This is a genomic window from Rhizobium sophoriradicis (assembly GCF_025200795.1).
GTDB classification, from domain to species: domain Bacteria; phylum Pseudomonadota; class Alphaproteobacteria; order Rhizobiales; family Rhizobiaceae; genus Rhizobium; species Rhizobium sophoriradicis.
In genome coordinates this window covers 2,875,841-2,894,277 of sequence record NZ_CP104152.1, presented here as the reverse complement: position 1 = coordinate 2,894,277, position 18,437 = coordinate 2,875,841, and the positions used below count along the sequence as shown (strand labels likewise).

Sequence of the window (18,437 nt, the reverse complement as noted above, 5' to 3'; positions counted from 1 at the left end):
TTCAGGCCGCATAAGGCTTTGCACGACCATGCGGGCTGTCGAGATCGAGCGCCGGGCCGACGGGGACGATGCCGGTCGGGTTGATCGTCTTGTGGCTGCGGTAATAGTGCTGCTTGATGTGATTCAGGTTCACCGTCTCGGCGACGCCTGCCGTCTGGTAGAGATCTCTCATGTAGCCTGGCAGGTGCCGGTAGTCGGCGATCCGACGGATATTGCACTTGAAATGGCCGACATAGACAGCGTCGAAACGTACCAGCGTCGTGAACAGACGCCAGTCCGCTTCGGTCTGCCTGTCGCCGAAGAGGTAGCGGCCCTTGCCGAGGCGCTCGTCGAGGCTGTCGAGTGTTTCGAACAGCTCACCGACATTCTCTGCATAGGCTTCCTGGGCGGTGGCAAAGCCCGCCTTGTAGACGCCGTTGTTGACGGTGTCGTAGATCATGGCATTCATCGCATCGATGTCGGCGCGCAGATCCTCCGGATAGAAATCTACCTCCGAGCCGGTCAATCCGTTGAAGGCGTTGTTGAACATGCGGATGATCTCGGCGGATTCGTTGTTGACGATTGTGCCGGTTTTTTTGTCCCAGAGGACGGGCACCGTCGCGCGGCCGGAATAGTGTGGATTCGCCTTGACGTAGATCTGCCATAGTGTCGCCGCGCCGAAGAGGTGATCGCCGGTGGCGCCGTCGCCGATCTTGAACTCCCAGCCGTTTTCGACCATCAGCGGATCGACGACCGAAACCGAAATCAGCTCCTCCAGCTTCTTCAGCTTGCGGAAGATCAGCGTGCGGTGCGCCCAGGGGCAGGCAAGCGAAACGTAGAGATGATAACGGCCGGGCTCGGCCTGGAAGCCGCCGCTGCCGGTGGGGCCGGCCGCGCCGTCTGCCGTCACCCAATTGCGGAACTGTGAGGGCTGGCGTTTGAATTGGCCATTGCTCTCCTTCATGTCGTACCAGACATCATGCCAGACGCCGTCCACCAGCATTCCCATGATTTTCATTCCTTTGATTGCGTGTCGGAGCCGAAGTTACCTGAGATAGCGCGGCTTTGCAGGTGATAAAGGTTGAACAGTGCGTCACGCCGTTCGCGCGCAGCATCATTCAGAGCGCTGCAGGTGTGCATTTTGCGTTGGACGACGGAAATTTTTCCTGCTATCGGCCTTTTCACGATTTTAGGATCTCTGACTGATGTTCATTTCCAGAAACCCGCGACGACGCTGATGCTCCCGAACGCCGAAGGCGTTTTCGAGACCCATCAATCTGTCCATCCGGTTTCTGTCATCATGTACAAGCACGATCTCGTCTACCTCACTGAAGACGCGTCACATGACGCTGCCATCGAACACATCAACGAAGAAGCCTTCGGCCCCGGCCGCTTCACGCGGGCGGCCGCACGCATTCGCGAGCAGGGACCGCATGACCTTTCGCTTTCCTTCATCTGCGCTGACGACGGTGAAACGATCGCCTCCGTGCGGATGACGCCGGTTCTGGCCGGCGCGGTGAAAGGCCATCTTCTCGGCCCGCTTGCCGTGCGCCCCTCGCACAAGAATATGGGAATCGGCCGGGAACTGGTGCGGATTGCGGTGGAAGCGGCGCGGCGCAACGGTTCGGAAGCCGTCATCCTTGTCGGCGATCCGCCCTATTATGGCCCGCTCGGCTTCGAGAAGGTCGCCTATAATGCGCTTACCTTCCCGGGTCCCGTCGATCCCGGTCGTGTGCTCGTCGTTCCGATCGCCGAGGGCGCGCATGAACGGCTGAAGGGCGTGATCGCCTGGCGCCCGTGATCAGAGCATCTTCCGGAGAAAGCTGCGCGTGCGGCCTTCGGGAAAATTCTCGAGTTCCCCGAAGACTTCATAACCCTGGCGCAGATAGGCGCGCAGCGCCTGCGGGCTGAACGTGTCGATCCAGGCGCCGCGGCACCCCCGGGCTCTCGCCTCCTGCTCCGCTTGTGCAAGGATCCTGCCCGCAATGCCAGTGCCGCGCAACGTGTCGGGGATGTAGAGCATCTGGGTGAAAAGCCAGCCCCAGGCGGTAAAGCCGGATAGGCCGCCCGTGACCTTGCCGTCCGTATCGCGGATCAGGATGGCAAGCGGCCGCCGGTCCGCGGGACCGACATCGGCCTTGTTGAAGGCCGAAAGCGCATCTGTGATCGCCGCAAGCTCCTCCGGCGAAGGCGCAGCGGCGAGCTCGAATTCCGGCATGCGATTAGCGCCCCTCGCGCCACCACATGGCGCCAAAGGCGAGCAGCAGTATGCCGACGCCGGCAAAACCGGCAAAGAGCGGCAGCGTATTGATGCCCTTCAAGACCGTCTCGCTGGTCATGCGGATCATCATGCGATCATTGTCGGAGACGCGAACCTGGCCGCGCACCGGTAGGATCGGCGGCACGCTGATCGCGCCCTTTCCACTGGCTACGCGGGTCACCAGGCCCTTGCTCCTGTCGACGACCGGCTTCAGCACATCGGTCGTCGAGATCATCGCCTTGAATTCCGGCGCGTCGACGGCGCCGATATGGACAAGGGTCGACAGTTTGCCATTGTGGATTTCGAAGAGGCCGATCTCGTCCATCCGCTTCTCTGCCTTATAGAGGCCCGGTTCGGATTGGGTCAGCGGCAAGGTTTCGGTCTTGCCGGAGGGATAGCGAACGGTGGCGTTGCCCGGATTGTCGCCGATCGTCTGGCGCGTGATTTCAAGGGTCCGGCCGGAGGCGCGCGCTGTCAGCGCTTCTTCCTCGAGCGCCGGCTCCTTCATCAGCCAATGGGCAACGCGGCGATAGAGCGAGACGTTCGGACCGCCACCTTCGAAGCCGCGGGCCCAGAGCCAGCCCTGATCCGAGAGCAGCATGGCGACGCGGCCCTGGCCGGCGCGGTTCAGCACCAATAGCGGGTGGTTGTCGGCGCCGAGCATGATCGTCTCGCCCTGCGGCCGCTCGACGTCGACGCTGCGGAACCAGCGCCCCCAATGCGGCGGGTCCTCACCCGAGCCGTCCAGGCCGCGGGTGACGGGATGCTTGCGGCCTTCCTCGGAGAGGCGGGGGTAAAAAGCTTTCTCGATCATCCGGCCCGTCGGCTCTGCAGGCAGCACGGAGGCGAGCGGCGTCATCGCAATCGATTCCGGGCTTGCATGTTCCGGACCGGCGGCGATCAGCAGCGCTCCGCCGTTCTCCACATATTGGGCGATGTTGTCGTAGTAGAGCATCGGCAGCACATTCGCCCGGTCCTGATAGCGGTCGAAGATGATCAGGTCGAAATCCTTGATCTTATCGATGAAGAGCTCGCGTGTCGGGAAAGCGATCAGCGACAGCTCGTTGATCGGCGTGCCATCCTGCTTTTCCGGCGGGCGCAGAATGGTGAAATGGACGAGATCGACCGAGGCGTCGGATTTCAAGAGGTTCCGCCAGGCGCGTTCGCCGGCATGCGGCTCGCCGGAGACCAGCAGGACGCGCAGATTTTGGCGGATGCCGTCGATGACGTGGACGGCGCGGTTGTTGGCGGTGGTGACTTCGCCGGGTAGTGCTGCGACCGAGAATTCGAGCACATTGCTGCCGCCGCCCGGCACCTTGAAGGAGAAGGGCGTATCCTGGCCGGGTGTCGCCTGCAGGGTGGCGATTTCATCACCGTTGAGCTTCACCGTGACGTCGGCGGTGCCGCCGGGGCTCGGGCCGTCGTCGAAGACGCGCAGCACGACCTGCTGCTCCTCATTGACGATGCCGAAGCGTGGCCCCTTGATGACTTCGATGCGGCGATCGAATTCGTTGGCCTTGCCGGTGATGAGGCCATGGATTGGCGCGTCGAATCCCAGCGCCTGATTGGCGGCCGGAACATCATGGACTTCGCCGTCGGTCAACATGATGGCGCCGCCGATGCGCGACGGCGGGACATCGGCGATGTTGGCCGCCATCGCCTCGAACAGGCGCGTCGACGGCACGTCGGAATTCACGTCGCCTTCGACATCGATGAAGCGAGGCTCAATCTGAGGAAAGCGGGCGAGCTGGCCCTTCAGGGCTGCCAGCGCATCGTCGGTCATCTTGACCCGGTCAGGCGTCTGCTGGCTCTGGCTCCGGTCGACGAGAACGGGGACAATCGTCGACAACTGATCCCGGTCCTCCTGCAGCAGCACCGGATTGGCGAGCGCGGTTAGCAGGGCGAGTGCCGCCAGCGTCCTGATCCAGGCGCCGCGGATGCCACGCCAGATCGCGAAGACGGCGATGATCGCGCCGATGGCGGCCAGCGCGGCCAGAACCGGCCAGGGCAGAAAAGGTGAAAAGTCGAAGGTCATCTCATTGTCCTAACCGTTCAAGGAGGTCGGGAACATGAACCTGGTCGGTCTTGTAGTTGCCGGTCAGCATATACATCATGATGTTGACGCCGGAACGATAGGCATATTCGCGCTGCCCTTCGTCGGAAGGCACGGTCGGCAGCATCGGCACGCCGTTGTCGTCGACCGCCCAGGCACCGGCAAAATCATTGCCGGTGATCAGGATCGGCGAAACGCCGTCGGCCGTCGCTGCCGATTTTTCGGTCGCTTCACGGCCGCCGCCCTGCCGGGCCTCGATCCATAGAGGGCTGCCGGCGTAACGGCCGGGAAAGCTCGACAGGAGGTAGAAGGATTTCGTCAGCACGTGATCTGATGGCACCGGCTCGAGTGGCGGAATGTCGAGATTGGCGAGGATCGCCTGCAGCCGCTGGCCGTTGGCGCTGACGTTGCCGCCATTGTCCAATGCGCTGATCTGATCGCGCGTATCGAAAAGCACGGTGCCGCCGTTGCGCATATAGGCGTCGATGCGGCTGATCGCCGCCGATGACGGCATTGGCGCCGTTGCCGAAACCGGCCAGTAGATGATCGGATAGAAGGCGAGTTCGTCCTTGGTGAGGTCGATGCCTACGGGCGGCGCCGGCTCCAGCGTCGTGCGGAAGGTCAGGAACTGGGTGAGGCCCTCGAGGCCGCGCTCGGATATATTGTCCACCTCCTGTTCGCCGGTGACGACATAGGCGAGGTGGGTGTTGTCGAGCCGCTGCAAGATGAGGTCGTCGCCGGGTTGAGAGTCGTTGGCGTGCAGCGTGCCGGGCTGCAGCAGGAAGCCAGCGCCGAGCGCGATTGCGATCACGCTCATGGTGCGGACAGCCGGGCGCAAGCGCGAGAAGGCGCCGTTCATGAAGAGGACGATCAGGCTGTCGGCCAGCAGCAGCAGAAAGGCGGCGAGAAAGAGCGCGGGTTTTGCCGACCAGCTTTCGCCGCCGATCAAGCCTTCGCGCACGGCAGTCGTCCCTGCCGTGTCGAGCGGCTTCAGTTCGGCCTCCTCCGGCAGCACGTTCAACGAGGTGAAACCTTCTTCTGAACCATAAAGCCCGGGCGGATTGTCGAAATTTGCCGTCGGCACCGTTCCGGCCTTTGGAGTGAGCGGCCGCGCTGAACCTGTCTCGGAGACGAGGGTGCCCTTGGCCGTCAGCATGCGGAACGGTGGCAGAGTCTCGGCCACACGCGCATTGCCGCGGGCCTCCGGGGTCACGCCGCCCGAGCGCGATATCTGGAGGAGATGACGCAACATGTCGACAAAAGTACCCGAAATCGGCAGATCCGACCATGTCGCTTCGGCAGTGACGTGAAACAGAACGATCTGGCCGGATGCGAGCTGCTTCATCGTCACGAGCGGGGTGCCGTCGGCGAGGCTCGCCCAGGTGCGTTCGGCAAGATCGGGCGTGGGTTCGGCAAGCACCTGCCGCTTGACGACGACGTCGGCAGGACGCGCTATGCCCGAGAAAGGCCCGAAATTTGGAAATTCGGCCAGCGACTGCGGCTCGCTCCAGGACAATGTGCCGCCGAGCGCCCGTTCTCCCTGCCGCAGAATGACGGGAATGAGCGGGTCGTCGGCAGGTGCTGCCGCCATGCGCGGACCGGCGAAGCGCAAGAGCATGCCGCCATTCGATATCCAGCGCGTCAGAGGTTCGTAGATGTCCTCCGGCAGCCGACCGATATCGGCCATGATGATGATCGAGGGATTGCTGGCGAGAAGTTTCGGGATGGCGACCGAAAGATCGGAATCGCCGGGCTGGATCAGATCCGCATAGGGCTGCAGCGCCCGCTGGATATAATAGAGCGGCGACAGCAGCGGCTGGAACTCATCCCCGCTTGCTCCCGACAGCAGCACCACACGGCGGCGCTTGAATGCGTCGTCGAGAAGATGGACCGCGCCTGACGTCGCGCCATTGTCGACGCTGATGCGCGCGAAATCGTTGCGCATCTCGAAGGGGGCGGTGATCGAACTCGTTGCCACGCTTTGGCCGGGACGGAAGTCCACCCTGCCGTTGGCGATTGAGCGGCCCTGGCTGTCGACGGCGTTCAGCGCTACGGATGCAGCATGCGAAGGGTTGAGGCGCGTGACTTTGACGGTCATGGCATCGGCCGTATTGTTGGCCGCGGTGATCGCAATCGTCCGCGCGGCGTCCCCCTCGATCAGGCGAAGATCAGTGGGCTGGAGTTCGGCTAGCTGACGTACCGTGGCGTCGTCGGCCTTGGCGGCGGCGCCGTCGGTCAGAAAGGCGAGGGTGCCAGGCTTGATGCCGTTCAGGGCGGAGCGCAGCGCCTGGAAGGCGCGCTCGCGGTCCGGCACCAGCGGCCGCGGCTCGGCGGCGCGCAGCTTGTCGCGGGCGGCCGCGGCGGTGCCGGGCACAGCGTCGTTGGTCGGATCGGCGGTAAATGCGATCAACACCGGCATGCCGGCGGATTCGGCATCGTCTATCAGCGCGTCGGCGGTCTGGACGCGGCGCTCCCAATCGGGTGCGGCGGCCCAGCTGTTGTCGACGAAGAGGACGAGCGGGCCGCCCGATGCGAGCGAACCGGTGCGCGGATTGAAGACCGGATCGGCGATCGCGAAGATGATGGTGGCGGCTAGCAGCATGCGCAGCAGCGTCAGCCACCAGGGGCTCTGGGCCGGCGTCTCTTCGCGCTTCAGCACCGATGCAAGGATCTTCAGCGGCGGAAAGATCTCGCTCTTCGGATGTGGCGGCGTCAGCCTGAGCAGCCACCAGATCACCGGCAGGGCGATGAGGGCGCCGAGAATGGCGGGATAGGCGAAAGCAAAGGGAAGGGCGTTCATAGCTGCCCTCCATGCGTCGCCTTGGCCGGCATGCCGGACAAATACATGTGCACCGCGACCAGCGCTTCGGAGGCGAGGTGATCTGTGCGATGGGTCGTGAAGGTCCAGCCGAGATGGCGCAGCGACTGGCCGAGGCTCTCCCTGCGGGCGAGGTAGGCGTTGCGATAGGCCTCGCGGATATGTTCGGCGCGACCGGAGATCAGCTTGGCGCCGGTCTCGGGATCGGTGAATTCGGTGCGGCCGCTATAGGGAAAGATTTCCTCGGCGGGGTCCGATATCTCGACCACGTGGCCGCGCAGGCCGCGGCGGGCAAGCGGGCCGAGCCGCTCCATGATCGCCGGCGCGTCGTCGAGGAAATCGCCGATGAGGACGAGGTCGCTCCAGCCGCGGATCATCCCCGTTTCCGGCAGGCCGCCGGTCAGCGGCGCGTGCATCAGCGCGGAGGCGAGGCGTTCTGCTGCATTGCGGGTGGAGGCGGGTTCCATGATGCCGGGGCAGCCGATGCGTTCGCCGGAGCGAGAAAGGATTTCGGCCAGCGCCAGCATGACGACCAGCGCCCGGCTTTCCTTGGAGGCGCTGCCGTAGCTCGACTTGTACATCATCGAAGGCGACATGTCGCACCAGAGCCAGATCGTATGCGCTGCCTCCCATTCGCGCTCGCGCACATAGGTATGGTCGTCGCGGGCGGAGCGGCGCCAGTCGATGCGCGACAGGCTCTCACCCTCGGCATAGGGACGGAACTGCCAGAAATTCTCGCCGATACCGCGCTTGCGGCGGCCATGCCAGCCGGCGATCACCGTGTTGGCGATGCGCTTGGCTTCCACCAGGCAGTCCGGCATCAGCGCGGCCCGCTGCCTGGCGCGGGAAAGGGCATCGCTGCCTGACGTCGGGTTGACGATCTGTCCGATAGATGCCACGCGTCCGGCTTCCTTATCCCTTTGCCTGCTTCACCAGTCCGGCGATGACGTCGCGCACCGACATGCCTTCGGCGCGGGCGGCGAAAGTCAGCGCCATGCGGTGCTGGAGAATGGGTTCGGCCAGCGCCAAGACATCGTCGAGAGATGGGGCGAGACGGCCTTCGTAAAGCGCGCGGGCGCGCGCGCAGAGCATCATCGCCTGGCCGGCGCGAGGGCCCGGACCCCAGGCGACGTTCTTGTCGGTCGACGCATTGCCCTGTCCGGGGCGAGCGGAGCGGACCAGCGAAAGGATGGCGTCGACGACCGTCTCGCCCACCGGCATCTGGCGCACCAGGGTCTGGATTTCGATCAGCCGCTGCGCATCGATGATCGCCTGCGGCCGGGTTTCGCCGAGGCCTGTCGTCTCGAGCAGGATCTGGCGCTCGGCGGCGAGCTCGGGATAGTTGACGTCGACCTGCAGCAGGAAACGGTCGAGCTGGGCTTCGGGCAGGGGATAGGTGCCTTCCTGCTCCAGCGGGTTCTGGGTGGCGAGCACATGGAAGGGCGCCGGCAGGTCATAGCGCTGGCCGGCAATCGTGATATGATATTCCTGCATCGCTTGCAGAAGCGCCGACTGGGTACGCGGCGATGCGCGGTTGATCTCGTCGGCCATCAGGAGCTGGGCGAAGACCGGGCCCTTGACGAAACGAAAGGAGCGGCGGCCGCTGTCGTCCTGGTCCATGACTTCGGAGCCGAGAATATCGGAAGGCATAAGATCGGGCGTGAACTGGATGCGGTTGGCGGCAAGGCCGAGCACTTCGCCGAGCGTCGTCACCAGCCTCGTCTTGGCAAGGCCGGGCACCCCGACGAGCAGGGCATGACCGCCGGAGAGCACGGCGAGAATGGTGTTCTCGACGACGCTTTCCTGACCGAAGATCACCTTAGAGACTTCTGTGCGGATGGCGGCGATATCAGAGAGCGCCTTCTCGGCGGCGGCGACGATCGCCTTTTCATCGAGGCTGGCTTCGGTCTTCATCATACCCACGGGCATCTCCAACGGCTGAATTCATTCGGCAGCGAATCGGCGGACTTATACATCTGCCTCATACTCGATAGAGTTATGGAGATGCGACGGGCTGACAAGTTCGTTGCGAATGACTATCTCGTGACTTCACTTCGTTAAGGACAAACCGGGACGGAAGAATGGCAGCCGAGGAAATCAGCGGACAGACGGATGCGGCGGGACTTGCCGCACTGATTTCGCGCGCGTCCGAGGAACACAGCGGTAAAAAACGTGGACTTGCGCCGGTCGACCGGTGGAATCCGCCTTTCTGCGGCGATATCGACATGGAGATCAGGGCCGACGGCACTTGGTTCTACATGGGCACGCCGATCGGCCGGCCAGCCTTGGTGCGGCTGTTTTCGACGGTCTTGAGGAAGGACGAGGACCAGAAGACCTATCTCGTAACTCCTGTGGAAAAGGTCGGGATAAGGGTCGTCGACGCGCCGTTCATCGCTGTGGAGATGAGCGTGACGGAGGGGCAAGGCAAACAGGTGCTGACATTTCGCACCAATGTCGGCGATGTCGTGGAGGCGGGAGGAGAGCATCGGCTGCGTTTCGCCATTGCAGGCGGCAATGCCGAACTGAAACCCTATCTGCATGTGCGCGGGCGGCTGGAGGCGCTTGTGTCGCGTGCAGTGATGTATGAACTGGTCGCACTCGGTGAGATCCTCGACGTGAGGGGGCGGGCGATGTTTGCGATCCGCTCCGCCGGCGAGGTCTTCCCGGTGATGCCGGCCGACGAACTGGATGCGCTTTCCCGATGAACGATGCGATCACCCACCGTTATCCGCTGTTTTCCGCAGCTGAATTCCGCCGCCGTGCGCTCAATCAGAATGGCGGACCGGTCGACCATGCCTGGCGCGATCATGGAGACCATGTCCTCAACCCCGATATTGTCGCCGAGGTCGAGACCTTCAAGCTGCGCGATGCTGCAGTGCTCGTGCCCGTCGTCGACGACGGCGAGGAGGCGCAGGTGATCTTCACCAAACGCACGGCGACACTGCGCAAACATTCCGGACAGATCGCCTTTCCCGGCGGCTCGATCGATCCGGCAGATATCTCGCCCGAAATGGCGGCAGTCCGCGAGACGGAGGAGGAGATCGGCCTTGCCGGCTCCTTCGTGGAAACCGTCGGGCGGCTGCCGAACTACTTAGCCTCGACGGGCTTCCGCATCACGCCGGTGCTCGGTGTCGTGACACCGGGCTTCGATTTGACGCTGAATCCAGCGGAGGTGGACGATGTGTTCGAAGTGCCGCTTTCCTTTCTGATGAACCCGGCCAATCACAGCCGCGACAAGCGGGTCATCGACGGCATCGACCGGCATTTCTACCGCATGCCCTATGAAACCAGGATGATCTGGGGCATCACCGCCGGCATCGTCCGCACGCTCTATGAAAGGCTTTATGCATGACCGGCCTTGCCGACCAAGCATGGTTCCGCGACCCGGCGCTCGGCCGGATCCTTGCGCTTCTCAACGACGATGATGGGGCCGAGAACGGGGAAGCTCGGGTTGTGGGCGGCGCGGTGCGCAACAGCCTGATGGGCCTGCCGGTCAGCGATATCGATATCGCCACGACGCTGACGCCCGAGATCGTGATCGAGCGGGCAATGGCGGCCGGTATCAAGGCGGTGCCGACCGGCCTGCAACACGGCACGGTGACGCTTGTCATCGACGGCAAGCCCTTCGAGGTGACGACGCTTCGAACCGACGTCGAGACCGATGGGCGCCATGCCAAAGTCGCTTTCAGCACCGACTGGAAGGCCGATGCCGAGCGGCGGGATCTGACGATCAACGCGCTCTATGCCGATGCGAGAGGCGAGGTGGTCGATCTCGTCGGCGGGCTTGCAGATATAGAAACGCGCAACATCCGCTTCATCGGCGATGCGGCAAAGCGTATCGCCGAGGACCATCTGCGCATCCTGCGCTTCTTCCGTTTCTTTGCCTATTACGGTTCCGGGCGCCCGGATGCCGAAGGTCTGAGGGCCTGCGCGGCGGCGCGTTCGAAACTGAAGACGCTGTCGGCCGAACGCGTCTGGTCGGAGCTCAGAAAACTGCTTGGCGCCGCCGATCCCGGCCGAGCGCTGCTCTGGATGCGGCAGGTGGCGGTGCTGACGGAGATCCTGCCGGAATCGGAACGATGGGGTATCGATGCAATCCCTTCGCTGGTCGCCACCGAAAAGGCGCTCGGCTGGGCGCCCGATCCGCTGCTGCGGCTTGCCGCGATCGTGCCGCCCGACGCGGCGCGGCTGGAGGCGCTTGCGGCCCGGCTGAAGCTCTCGAATGCTGAAGCTGCCACTCTCAAGGCCTGGGCGATGACGGCACCGGTCAACGACGAAATGTCGTCGGCCGCCTTCGAGCAGCTGCTTTACCGCAACGGTGCGGACGGCATCATGACGCGCCTGAAGCTGGCGCTTGGCGCCGCACGGGGGAAGGCCGAGGGCGATCTCGGCGAGATGGCGCGCTCGGCGCGGCTCGGCAAGCTCCTGGATCGGGCCATGAAATGGAAAAAGCCGCAGTTTCCGGTGAATGGCGCAGACGTGATCGCGGCGGGCATCCCATCGGGCCCGCGCGTTGGCGAACTGCTTGGCAGCTTGGAAAATCAGTGGGTGGATGAGAATTTCGCTTCCGATCGAGCAGCACTGCTCGCGAGGTTGCGGGAACGCTTGCAATAGATGACCCGTCGTCGCGTCCGGCGGACGCGGCGCTGCTATCGTCGTTGATGCCAGGACTCGGCCACCGGCCGTCAGGCGGCGGTGGCTTCGTCGCGGATGCGGGCCTTGATGTTGTCAACCATGTTTTCGCGTATCGTGGTTTCGCCGTGAGCGGTCTTCAGGTGCTCGACGGCGCGGCGGACCACTTCCGCGTCATTATCCGCCCGGGTGTGCCAAGCGCAGCCGGGAACAAGCGTTCCGCATTCGAAAAGTCGCATGGTCTTCTCCTCTGTCTGAAACACAACGGCCATCGCGTTTGCGCGCGATTGATGAAATGTACGGAGGAAGGGAAGGTTCCGGCCGGCGCGATGGTGACGACCGGAGAAGGTCTTTCAGTCGGGCATCGCCCAGGCTTTGTAGCAATCCGAGAGATGGCTGGGCGTGTTGCTGTTGGCCGCGTCGTTCTGCAGTTCCTCTGGCGACTTTCCGCCGGCCAGCTGTAACTTGACCTGCTCGATGAAGCAGGACAGGGGCAGATCCGAGCCGCTCTTGGCCCGCAGTTTCTCGGCGATGCGTATCAGGAACTCGGGTGTGTCGATGGCACGGAATGTTTCCTGGACATCCGTCGACGCAGGCGAGCCGCTTTGTGTCGTCATGACAATCCTCCTCCGATTGTTACGCACGTACATATAAAGTTAGGACTCACTGAATTTTTATGAAGGTCCCTCGGTTCGAATTTATCGATGAGATCTCACAGTCTCACGGCCAGCGTACGACGGGTGGCAGCGAGGAGAGAATGGACTCGACGTTGCCGCCGGTCTTCAGGCCGAAGATCGTGCCGCGATCATACAGCAAATTGAATTCGACGTATCGGCCGCGACGGATCAATTGTTCGTCACGATCGGCTTCCGTCCACAGCTTGTTGAAGTTGGAACGAACGATCTTCGGATAGACCATGGCGAAGGCCCGGCCGACATCGCGGGTGAAGGCGAAATCAGCGTCCCAGCCGCCGATTTCCTCGCTCGAATGCAGCCAGTCATAGAAGATGCCGCCGATGCCGCGGGGCTCGTTGCGGTGCTTCAGGAAGAAATAGTCGTCGCACCAGGCCTTGTAGGCATCGTAGTCGGCGACGGCGTGATTGCGGCAGGCGATCTCCATCGCCTTGTGGAAGAGCTGGCTGTCCTCGTCCTCCTGGGTGCGGCGGCGCGACAGCACCGGCGTCAGGTCGGCGCCGCCGCCGAACCAGCGGCTTGTGGTGACCACCATGCGGGTGTTCATATGCACGGCGGGGACATTGGGGTTGACGGGATGGGCGATCAGCGAGATGCCGGAGGCCCAGAAACGCGGATCGTCCTTGGCGCCGGGTATCTGCGCACGGAATTCCGGCGAGAATTCGCCGTACACCGTGGAGGTGTGGACGCCGACCTTCTCGAAGACGCGCCCTTCCATCATCGACATCCGGCCGCCGCCGCCGGCGCCGTTTTCGCGCGACCAATCCTTGGCGACGAAGCGGCCGGGCTCCTGATCGGAGAGCGGACCTTCCAATGCGTCTTCAAGAGCCTCGAAGGAGGCGCAGATCGTATCGCGCAGCCCTTCGAACCACTTGCGGGCGGCCTCCTTCTTCTCCTCGATATCGTCGGGCAAGCCGATCGGCAGTTCCGGTCTTTCCATTTGCGCCTCCAGCGGCCGACCTCCGCTAGGGAAACGACTCGCTCATTCTTGATTGCACCTCCGGTTTAGCAGGTGGTGGCGCATCTCGCCAAGCCGGCGGGCACGGGCATGGCAGCCAAGATTCGACTCGCAAATCAGCGATTTCGATACTACCTTTCCTCTGCAGAGGTAGGTTTGATGGCGAAAATTCCAGGACCTCCGTCCTTCGACGGCCTGAAGCGCAGAATGGCGAAACACCGGGCGGAAAATCCGACCCGCAAGAAAGACCATTTCGTGCGTCAGACATATTGCCTCGGCTTGATCGACGCACGCGCCAAAGCGCGCGAATGGTTCGACGAATATCCGAAAGCGGCCTATTGGACCGAGGTGGAGAGCTGGCGCCAGCTCGACGGCGACCGGATCGAGTTCACGATGCGCCGCCTGCCTTCGGCCGATTGACCCTCACTCGGCTGCCGGCCGCACGCGGCTTTCGATCAGTAGGCCGCTTTCATCCATGATCGGATGCGCTACCGAAACGATATGGGCGTTGATCCGCTTCAAGTCGCGCAGCATGTCGAGATGCAGCGAGCTCGTCTGCAGGCTGTCGGCACGGCCGTCGCGCAGGCGTTCGAGATGATGTTCGGCCGACTGCTTTTCCATCCGGCGCACCTCGACCTTCGTCTCCATCATCCGACGCGCGAGATTGAAGTCGCGGGTGACGAAGATGGTCTGGGCGACACGCAGATTGTCGATTGTCAGATCGAACAGCTTCCTTAGTTCCTGGTGGCCGTCCTCGGAAAATTTCAGGGCGAGCGAAATCTTCTTCGCCACCTGTTCCGCCAGGCCCTTCTCGATGATGTCGCCCATATGTTCGAGATTGATCGCATAATCGATGACGACGATCGAGCGGCGGGCGTTTTCGTCGCTGAGGCCGTCGCGACCGAGCTTGGAGAGATACACCTTCACCGCCTGCTGCAGCTTGTCGACACGCTCTTCGAGGGCCGCAATTTCCGAAAGCTTGGATGAATCGTTGTCTTCAAACGCCTCGGAGACCCGCATCAGCATGCGTTCAATGAGGTCCCCGATGCCGAGCACCTCGCGGGTGGCGCTGGTCAGAGCAATGACAGGCGTCGAAAGTTCATGGGCATCCAGATATTTTGGGGCGGTGTCCGGCTCGGCCTGATCCGGCACCAGCCGGGTCATCAGAGTGGAGAGCGGTCTCGAGAAGGGCCAGGCGAGAGCGGCCAGCAGAAGATTGAAGGCGAGATGCGCGTCGACCGGCAGCTTAGCCGGGCCGAAGGGCAGCATCTGGATGAGGTCGGCGCCATAGCCGGCCAGCGGCAAGGCGATCAGGCAGCCGAGCGTGCGGACGGCGAGATTGCCGAGTGTCACGCGCCGGGCCGAAACCGGGCCGCCCAAGGTCGCGACGACGGGCGGGATTGCGCCGCCGAGATTGGCGCCGAGCACCAGCACGATGACGAGCTCGGCGGAGATGAGGCCGGCGGAGGCGAGCGACAGGATGAGGACCACGACCGCGAGGCTCGACGACGACACGAACGCAAGTGCCGCCGAAAACAGCAGCGCGACGGGCAGTGCGCCGTCCAACAGGCCGATGAAAGCGGCAAGAGCCGGAGAGGTGCGCATCGGCTCCGTCGCAAGGCCGAGCAGATGCAACGACAATAACATCAGCCCGATCCCGACAAGCGCGATACCGCCGCCGCTGCTCGTGCCGGAACGGCTGCGGCAAAGAACAATGCCTACAAGGATTAGCAGAGGAGAGAGCCATTCAATCCCCGTGGCGACAATCCAGGCAGTGATGGCGGTGCCGACATTGGCGCCGAGCAGGACGATCTGCGCCATGCGCGGCCTGATCAGATCACGCTCTACGAAAGAGGCAGTCATCAATGCTGTTGCCGTCGAGCTCTGTAGAGCGACGGTTGCGACTAGGCCTGATATAAAGGACCGAAAACCACCGCGCGTGCCGGTCGCAAGTCCTGTTCTGAGCCGGGCGCCGAAGGCCCTGGTTACGCCTTCCTTGACCTGCGCAAGGCCGAACAGCAGCAAAGCGACGGCGCCGAGCAGGTTGATCATGATGACCGTGGAATCCATTTTTAGTTTTTATTCTTCCTTCATCTGTTGGCGAGACCAGGCTTGAGTGACGCCTCTCCAAGCCGCTGAAATCGCAGCCGTCCTGCGATATTTTTTGATTGCCCGGCTAATAAATATAGGCCGATCCGGCGGATTGGCAATGTCAATTTCCGACGCATTCCGGGGCTTGGGCCCATTCCGCGCTGGCCGCGCTCAAGTCCAGACGGTCTGGCGCATCGCTTCGCCGACGATCATCGCGGCCGAGACGGCGACGTTTATGGAGCGCTGGCCTTCGACCATAGGGATCAGGATACGGGCATCGGCCCTTTCATGCACATGGTCCGGGACGCCGGCGCTTTCCCGGCCGAGAAGCAGGATGTCGTCTGAACGGAAGGTGAAATCGGTGTAGCGATCCGCCGCCTTGGTCGAAGCGAGGATCAGGCGGCGGCCGGTCGTGGCGCGCCATGCTTCGAAGCGATCCCAACTGACATGGCGGGTCAGCGCGGCGGCGGCGATATAATCCATTCCCGATCGTTTCAGGTTGCGATCGGAAACGTCGAAGCCGGCGGGCTCGATCAGATCGATCGCGAAGCCGAGGCAGGCGGCAAGACGCAGGATCGTGCCGGTATTGCCTGCTATATCCGGCTGGTAGAGTGCCAGTCTGAGGTCGGTCATGATGCGCCGTTTGTTTCGTCGGGATGCGAGACACCTAAAGCAACCGGCATTCTGCTGCAACAGGGCGCATTTTGGCCCAGAAACGTTCAATTTACGCCATTAAGGGGCTGGAAATTTCGCGATTTTCGCGTTATCGATGCACGTCTTCAATCACCAGCAGGGAGGGCCGACATGAATATTTTGCTCATTATGCGCTTTCCCGCCGTGATGCCGATCAAGGCGACATGGCGCCGCTAGTGCGCGTTTCTTCCTGAAATCCCCTTTTGATCCATTGTGCGGCTGTTTCAGCCTCGCCTCTTGAACGTTCGGTTCCCATATGTGCTTGCAGTGCGCTCAGGTGGCGCGAAGCCGGGAGCCGAGACGCTGATGTTTCGGAGCAATTTCATGTTTGGCTGGTTCGAACAGCGACTCAATCCCTTTCCGAGCGAGGAGCCTGTCGCTCCGCCCAAAGGTCTTTTTGCCTTTTGCTGGCACTACAGCAAGCCGGCAGCACCCTGGCTCGGCCTGATGGCGTTGCTGACGGCGTCGATCGCCGTCGGCGAAGTGGCGCTCTTTCAATTTCTTGGCGACATCGTCGACTGGCTGACCAATGCCGACCGCGCCACCTTCCTGCAGACGGAAGGCCACAAGTTGTTCTGGATGGCGGTGCTGGTGCTGGTCGGCCTGCCGCTGGCGGCCGGCCTGGATTCCCTCATCATGCACCAGATGCTGCTCGGCAATTACCCGATGATGGCGCGCTGGCAGATGCACCGCTTCCTGCTGCGCCACAGCATGACGTTCTTCGCCAATGAGTTTGCCGGGCGTGTCGCGACAAAGGTGATGCAGACCTCGCTTGCCGTGCGCGAAACGGTGATGAAGGTCCTCGACGTCTTCGTTTACGTCGTCAGCTATTTCCTGACGATGATCATCGTCATTGCGGCCGCCGACTGGCGACTGATGATCCCGATCCTCGTTTGGCTCGCCATCTATATCAGCATCGTCTCTTATTTCGTGCCGCAGCTTCGCAAGATCTCGGCGCAGCAGGCGGATGCACGTTCGATGATGACGGGACGCGTGGTCGACAGCTACACGAACATCGCCACCGTCAAGCTGTTTTCGCATGCGGGCCGCGAGGAGGTTTATGCCAAGCAGGGCATGAACGAGTTCCTGCAGACCGTGCACAGGCAGATGCGCAAGGTGACGCTCTTCCACATCAGCGTCTACGTGAACAACTGCGTCGCGCTCTTTGTCGTCTCGGGCCTGTCGATCTGGTTCTGGCTGAACGGTGCGATTTCGGTCGGTGCGATCGCCATCTCCATCGGTCTTGCCATGCGCGTCAATGGCATGTCGCAATGGATCATGTGGGAAGTCTCGGCCCTGTTCGAGAATATCGGCACGGTCTACGACGGCATGGAGATGATGAGCAAGCAGCACGACATCGTCGACAAGCCGGGTGCGCCTGCCATGACGGCGAAGAAGGGCGCAATCCACTACGAACGCATCCGCTTCCACTACGGCAAGAGCAAGGGCATCATCGACAACCTGTCGCTCGACATCAAGGCGGGCGAGAAGGTTGGTCTCGTCGGGCGCTCCGGTGCCGGCAAGACGACGCTGATGAACCTGCTGCTGCGCTTCTACGACCTGGAGGGCGGCCGCATCACCATCGATGGCCAGGATATATCCGGCGTCTCACAGGAAAGCCTGCGCTCGCTGATCGGGGTAGTAACGCAGGATACCTCGCTACTGCATCGCTCGATCCGCGACAACATCGCCTACGGCCGACCGGAGGCGACGGACGCCGAAGTGATCGAGGCCGCCAAGCGCGCCAATGCTTGGGAGTTCATCGAAGGGCTCGTCGACATGCAGGGGCGCCAAGGGCTCGACGCGCAGGTCGGCGAACGTGGCGTCAAGCTGTCCGGGGGCCAACGGCAGCGCATCGCGATCGCTCGCGTCTTCCTGAAGGATGCGCCGATCCTGGTGCTCGACGAGGCGACCTCGGCGCTCGATTCTGAAGTCGAGGCAGCGATCCAGGAAAACCTCTTCGCGCTGATGGAAGGCAAGACGGTGATTGCGATCGCCCACCGGCTGTCGACGCTGACCGAGATGGACCGGTTGATCGTGCTCGACAAGGGCCGGATCATCGAAGCCGGCTCGCATACCGAACTGATCGAAAATGGCGGCATCTACGCCGATCTCTGGAACCGTCAGTCCGGCGGCTTCCTCTCCGATCATGCGGAAGAGGCGGAAGAGGCGGCGGAATGATCAAAAGGCCCTCCCTGGGAGAGCAGGGAGGGCCTTTTGAGTTGTTAAACTGTTTTCTACTTGCCAATAGGGAACAGGGC

General features: G+C 62.7%; 17 protein-coding genes. 6 read left to right on the top strand and 11 right to left on the bottom strand.

The window, feature by feature from the left end; translation table 11 throughout:
- Position 1: 1 nt before the first annotated feature.
- Positions 2-988 (bottom strand): glutathione S-transferase family protein, encoded by a 987-nt coding sequence (locus tag N2597_RS14415; protein WP_183597094.1) that lies wholly within the window; start codon positions 986-988, stop codon positions 2-4.
- A 228-nt stretch (positions 989-1,216) separates the two neighbouring features.
- On the opposite strand from N2597_RS14415, the gene N2597_RS14410 reads away from it, so the two are divergent.
- Entirely contained in the window at positions 1,217-1,780 is a 564-nt protein-coding gene (locus N2597_RS14410; RefSeq protein ID WP_183597096.1) for a GNAT family N-acetyltransferase, read from the top strand.
- On the opposite strand, the gene N2597_RS14405 is transcribed toward N2597_RS14410, so the two are convergent.
- The 5 genes from N2597_RS14405 to N2597_RS14385 are packed head-to-tail and all read right to left on the bottom strand — an operon-like array spanning position 1,781 to position 9,033.
- Positions 1,781-2,197, bottom strand: coding sequence for a GNAT family N-acetyltransferase (locus N2597_RS14405; RefSeq protein ID WP_183597098.1), 417 nt, complete (start codon positions 2,195-2,197; stop codon positions 1,781-1,783). It lies immediately after the preceding gene.
- Between the two features lie 4 nt (positions 2,198-2,201).
- Complete coding sequence (locus tag N2597_RS14400) at positions 2,202-4,274, bottom strand: hypothetical protein (protein WP_086156326.1); 2,073 nt, start codon at positions 4,272-4,274, stop codon at positions 2,202-2,204.
- 1 nt (position 4,275) lies between these two features.
- On the bottom strand, positions 4,276-7,092 hold the full coding sequence (locus tag N2597_RS14395; protein WP_183597100.1) for a DUF4159 domain-containing protein: 2,817 nt from the start codon (positions 7,090-7,092) through the stop codon (positions 4,276-4,278).
- Positions 7,089-8,009, bottom strand: a complete 921-nt coding sequence (locus tag N2597_RS14390; RefSeq protein ID WP_009992953.1) for a DUF58 domain-containing protein — start codon at positions 8,007-8,009, stop codon at positions 7,089-7,091. Before N2597_RS14390 ends, N2597_RS14395 begins: the two co-directional genes overlap by 4 nt.
- 13 nt (positions 8,010-8,022) lie before the next feature.
- Positions 8,023-9,033, bottom strand: coding sequence for an AAA family ATPase (locus N2597_RS14385; RefSeq protein WP_038690406.1), 1,011 nt, complete (start codon positions 9,031-9,033; stop codon positions 8,023-8,025).
- Between the two features lie 158 nt (positions 9,034-9,191).
- Here N2597_RS14385 and N2597_RS14380 point away from each other — a divergent pair, with 158 nt between their 5' ends.
- From N2597_RS14380 to N2597_RS14370, 3 genes are read left to right on the top strand one after another with little or no spacing between them, the layout of a single operon-like run.
- Positions 9,192-9,815 (top strand): DUF1285 domain-containing protein, encoded by a 624-nt coding sequence (locus N2597_RS14380; RefSeq protein ID WP_038690404.1) that lies wholly within the window; start codon positions 9,192-9,194, stop codon positions 9,813-9,815.
- Positions 9,812-10,462, top strand: a complete 651-nt coding sequence (locus tag N2597_RS14375) for a CoA pyrophosphatase (RefSeq protein WP_038690402.1) — start codon at positions 9,812-9,814, stop codon at positions 10,460-10,462. Before N2597_RS14380 ends, N2597_RS14375 begins: the two co-directional genes overlap by 4 nt.
- The gene (locus N2597_RS14370; RefSeq protein ID WP_183597102.1) at positions 10,459-11,724 is read left to right on the top strand and encodes a CCA tRNA nucleotidyltransferase; all 1,266 of its coding nucleotides are present in this window, start codon (positions 10,459-10,461) and stop codon (positions 11,722-11,724) included. The genes N2597_RS14375 and N2597_RS14370 overlap by 4 nt, the downstream gene beginning before the upstream one ends.
- Positions 11,725-11,795: 71 nt before the next feature.
- Here N2597_RS14370 and N2597_RS14365 read toward each other — a convergent pair whose 3' ends face one another.
- From N2597_RS14365 to hemF, 3 genes are all read right to left on the bottom strand, one after another.
- A complete protein-coding gene (locus N2597_RS14365) occupies positions 11,796-11,981 on the bottom strand; it encodes a DUF1059 domain-containing protein (RefSeq protein ID WP_010029983.1) in 186 nt (61 codons plus the stop codon).
- Between the two features lie 114 nt (positions 11,982-12,095).
- The gene (locus N2597_RS14360; RefSeq protein WP_038690398.1) at positions 12,096-12,359 is read right to left on the bottom strand and encodes a hypothetical protein; all 264 of its coding nucleotides are present in this window, start codon (positions 12,357-12,359) and stop codon (positions 12,096-12,098) included.
- Between the two features lie 103 nt (positions 12,360-12,462).
- Positions 12,463-13,374, bottom strand: a complete 912-nt coding sequence (gene hemF, locus N2597_RS14355) for an oxygen-dependent coproporphyrinogen oxidase (protein WP_183597104.1) — start codon at positions 13,372-13,374, stop codon at positions 12,463-12,465.
- A gap of 177 nt (positions 13,375-13,551) precedes the next feature.
- Between hemF and N2597_RS14350 the strand changes: the two genes are divergently transcribed.
- Positions 13,552-13,812, top strand: coding sequence for a hypothetical protein (locus tag N2597_RS14350; protein ID WP_038690394.1), 261 nt, complete (start codon positions 13,552-13,554; stop codon positions 13,810-13,812).
- Positions 13,813-13,815: 3 nt separating this feature from the next.
- Here the strand turns inward: N2597_RS14350 and N2597_RS14345 are convergent, their stop codons facing one another.
- Positions 13,816-15,462, bottom strand: a complete 1,647-nt coding sequence (locus N2597_RS14345; protein ID WP_077990023.1) for a Na/Pi cotransporter family protein — start codon at positions 15,460-15,462, stop codon at positions 13,816-13,818.
- A 192-nt stretch (positions 15,463-15,654) separates the two neighbouring features.
- On the bottom strand, positions 15,655-16,116 hold the full coding sequence (locus tag N2597_RS14340) for a tRNA (cytidine(34)-2'-O)-methyltransferase (RefSeq protein WP_038690390.1): 462 nt from the start codon (positions 16,114-16,116) through the stop codon (positions 15,655-15,657).
- A 384-nt stretch (positions 16,117-16,500) separates the two neighbouring features.
- On the opposite strand from N2597_RS14340, the gene N2597_RS14335 reads away from it, so the two are divergent.
- Positions 16,501-18,357, top strand: coding sequence for an ABC transporter ATP-binding protein (locus N2597_RS14335; RefSeq protein WP_183597106.1), 1,857 nt, complete (start codon positions 16,501-16,503; stop codon positions 18,355-18,357).
- Positions 18,358-18,437: the final 80 nt, after the last annotated feature.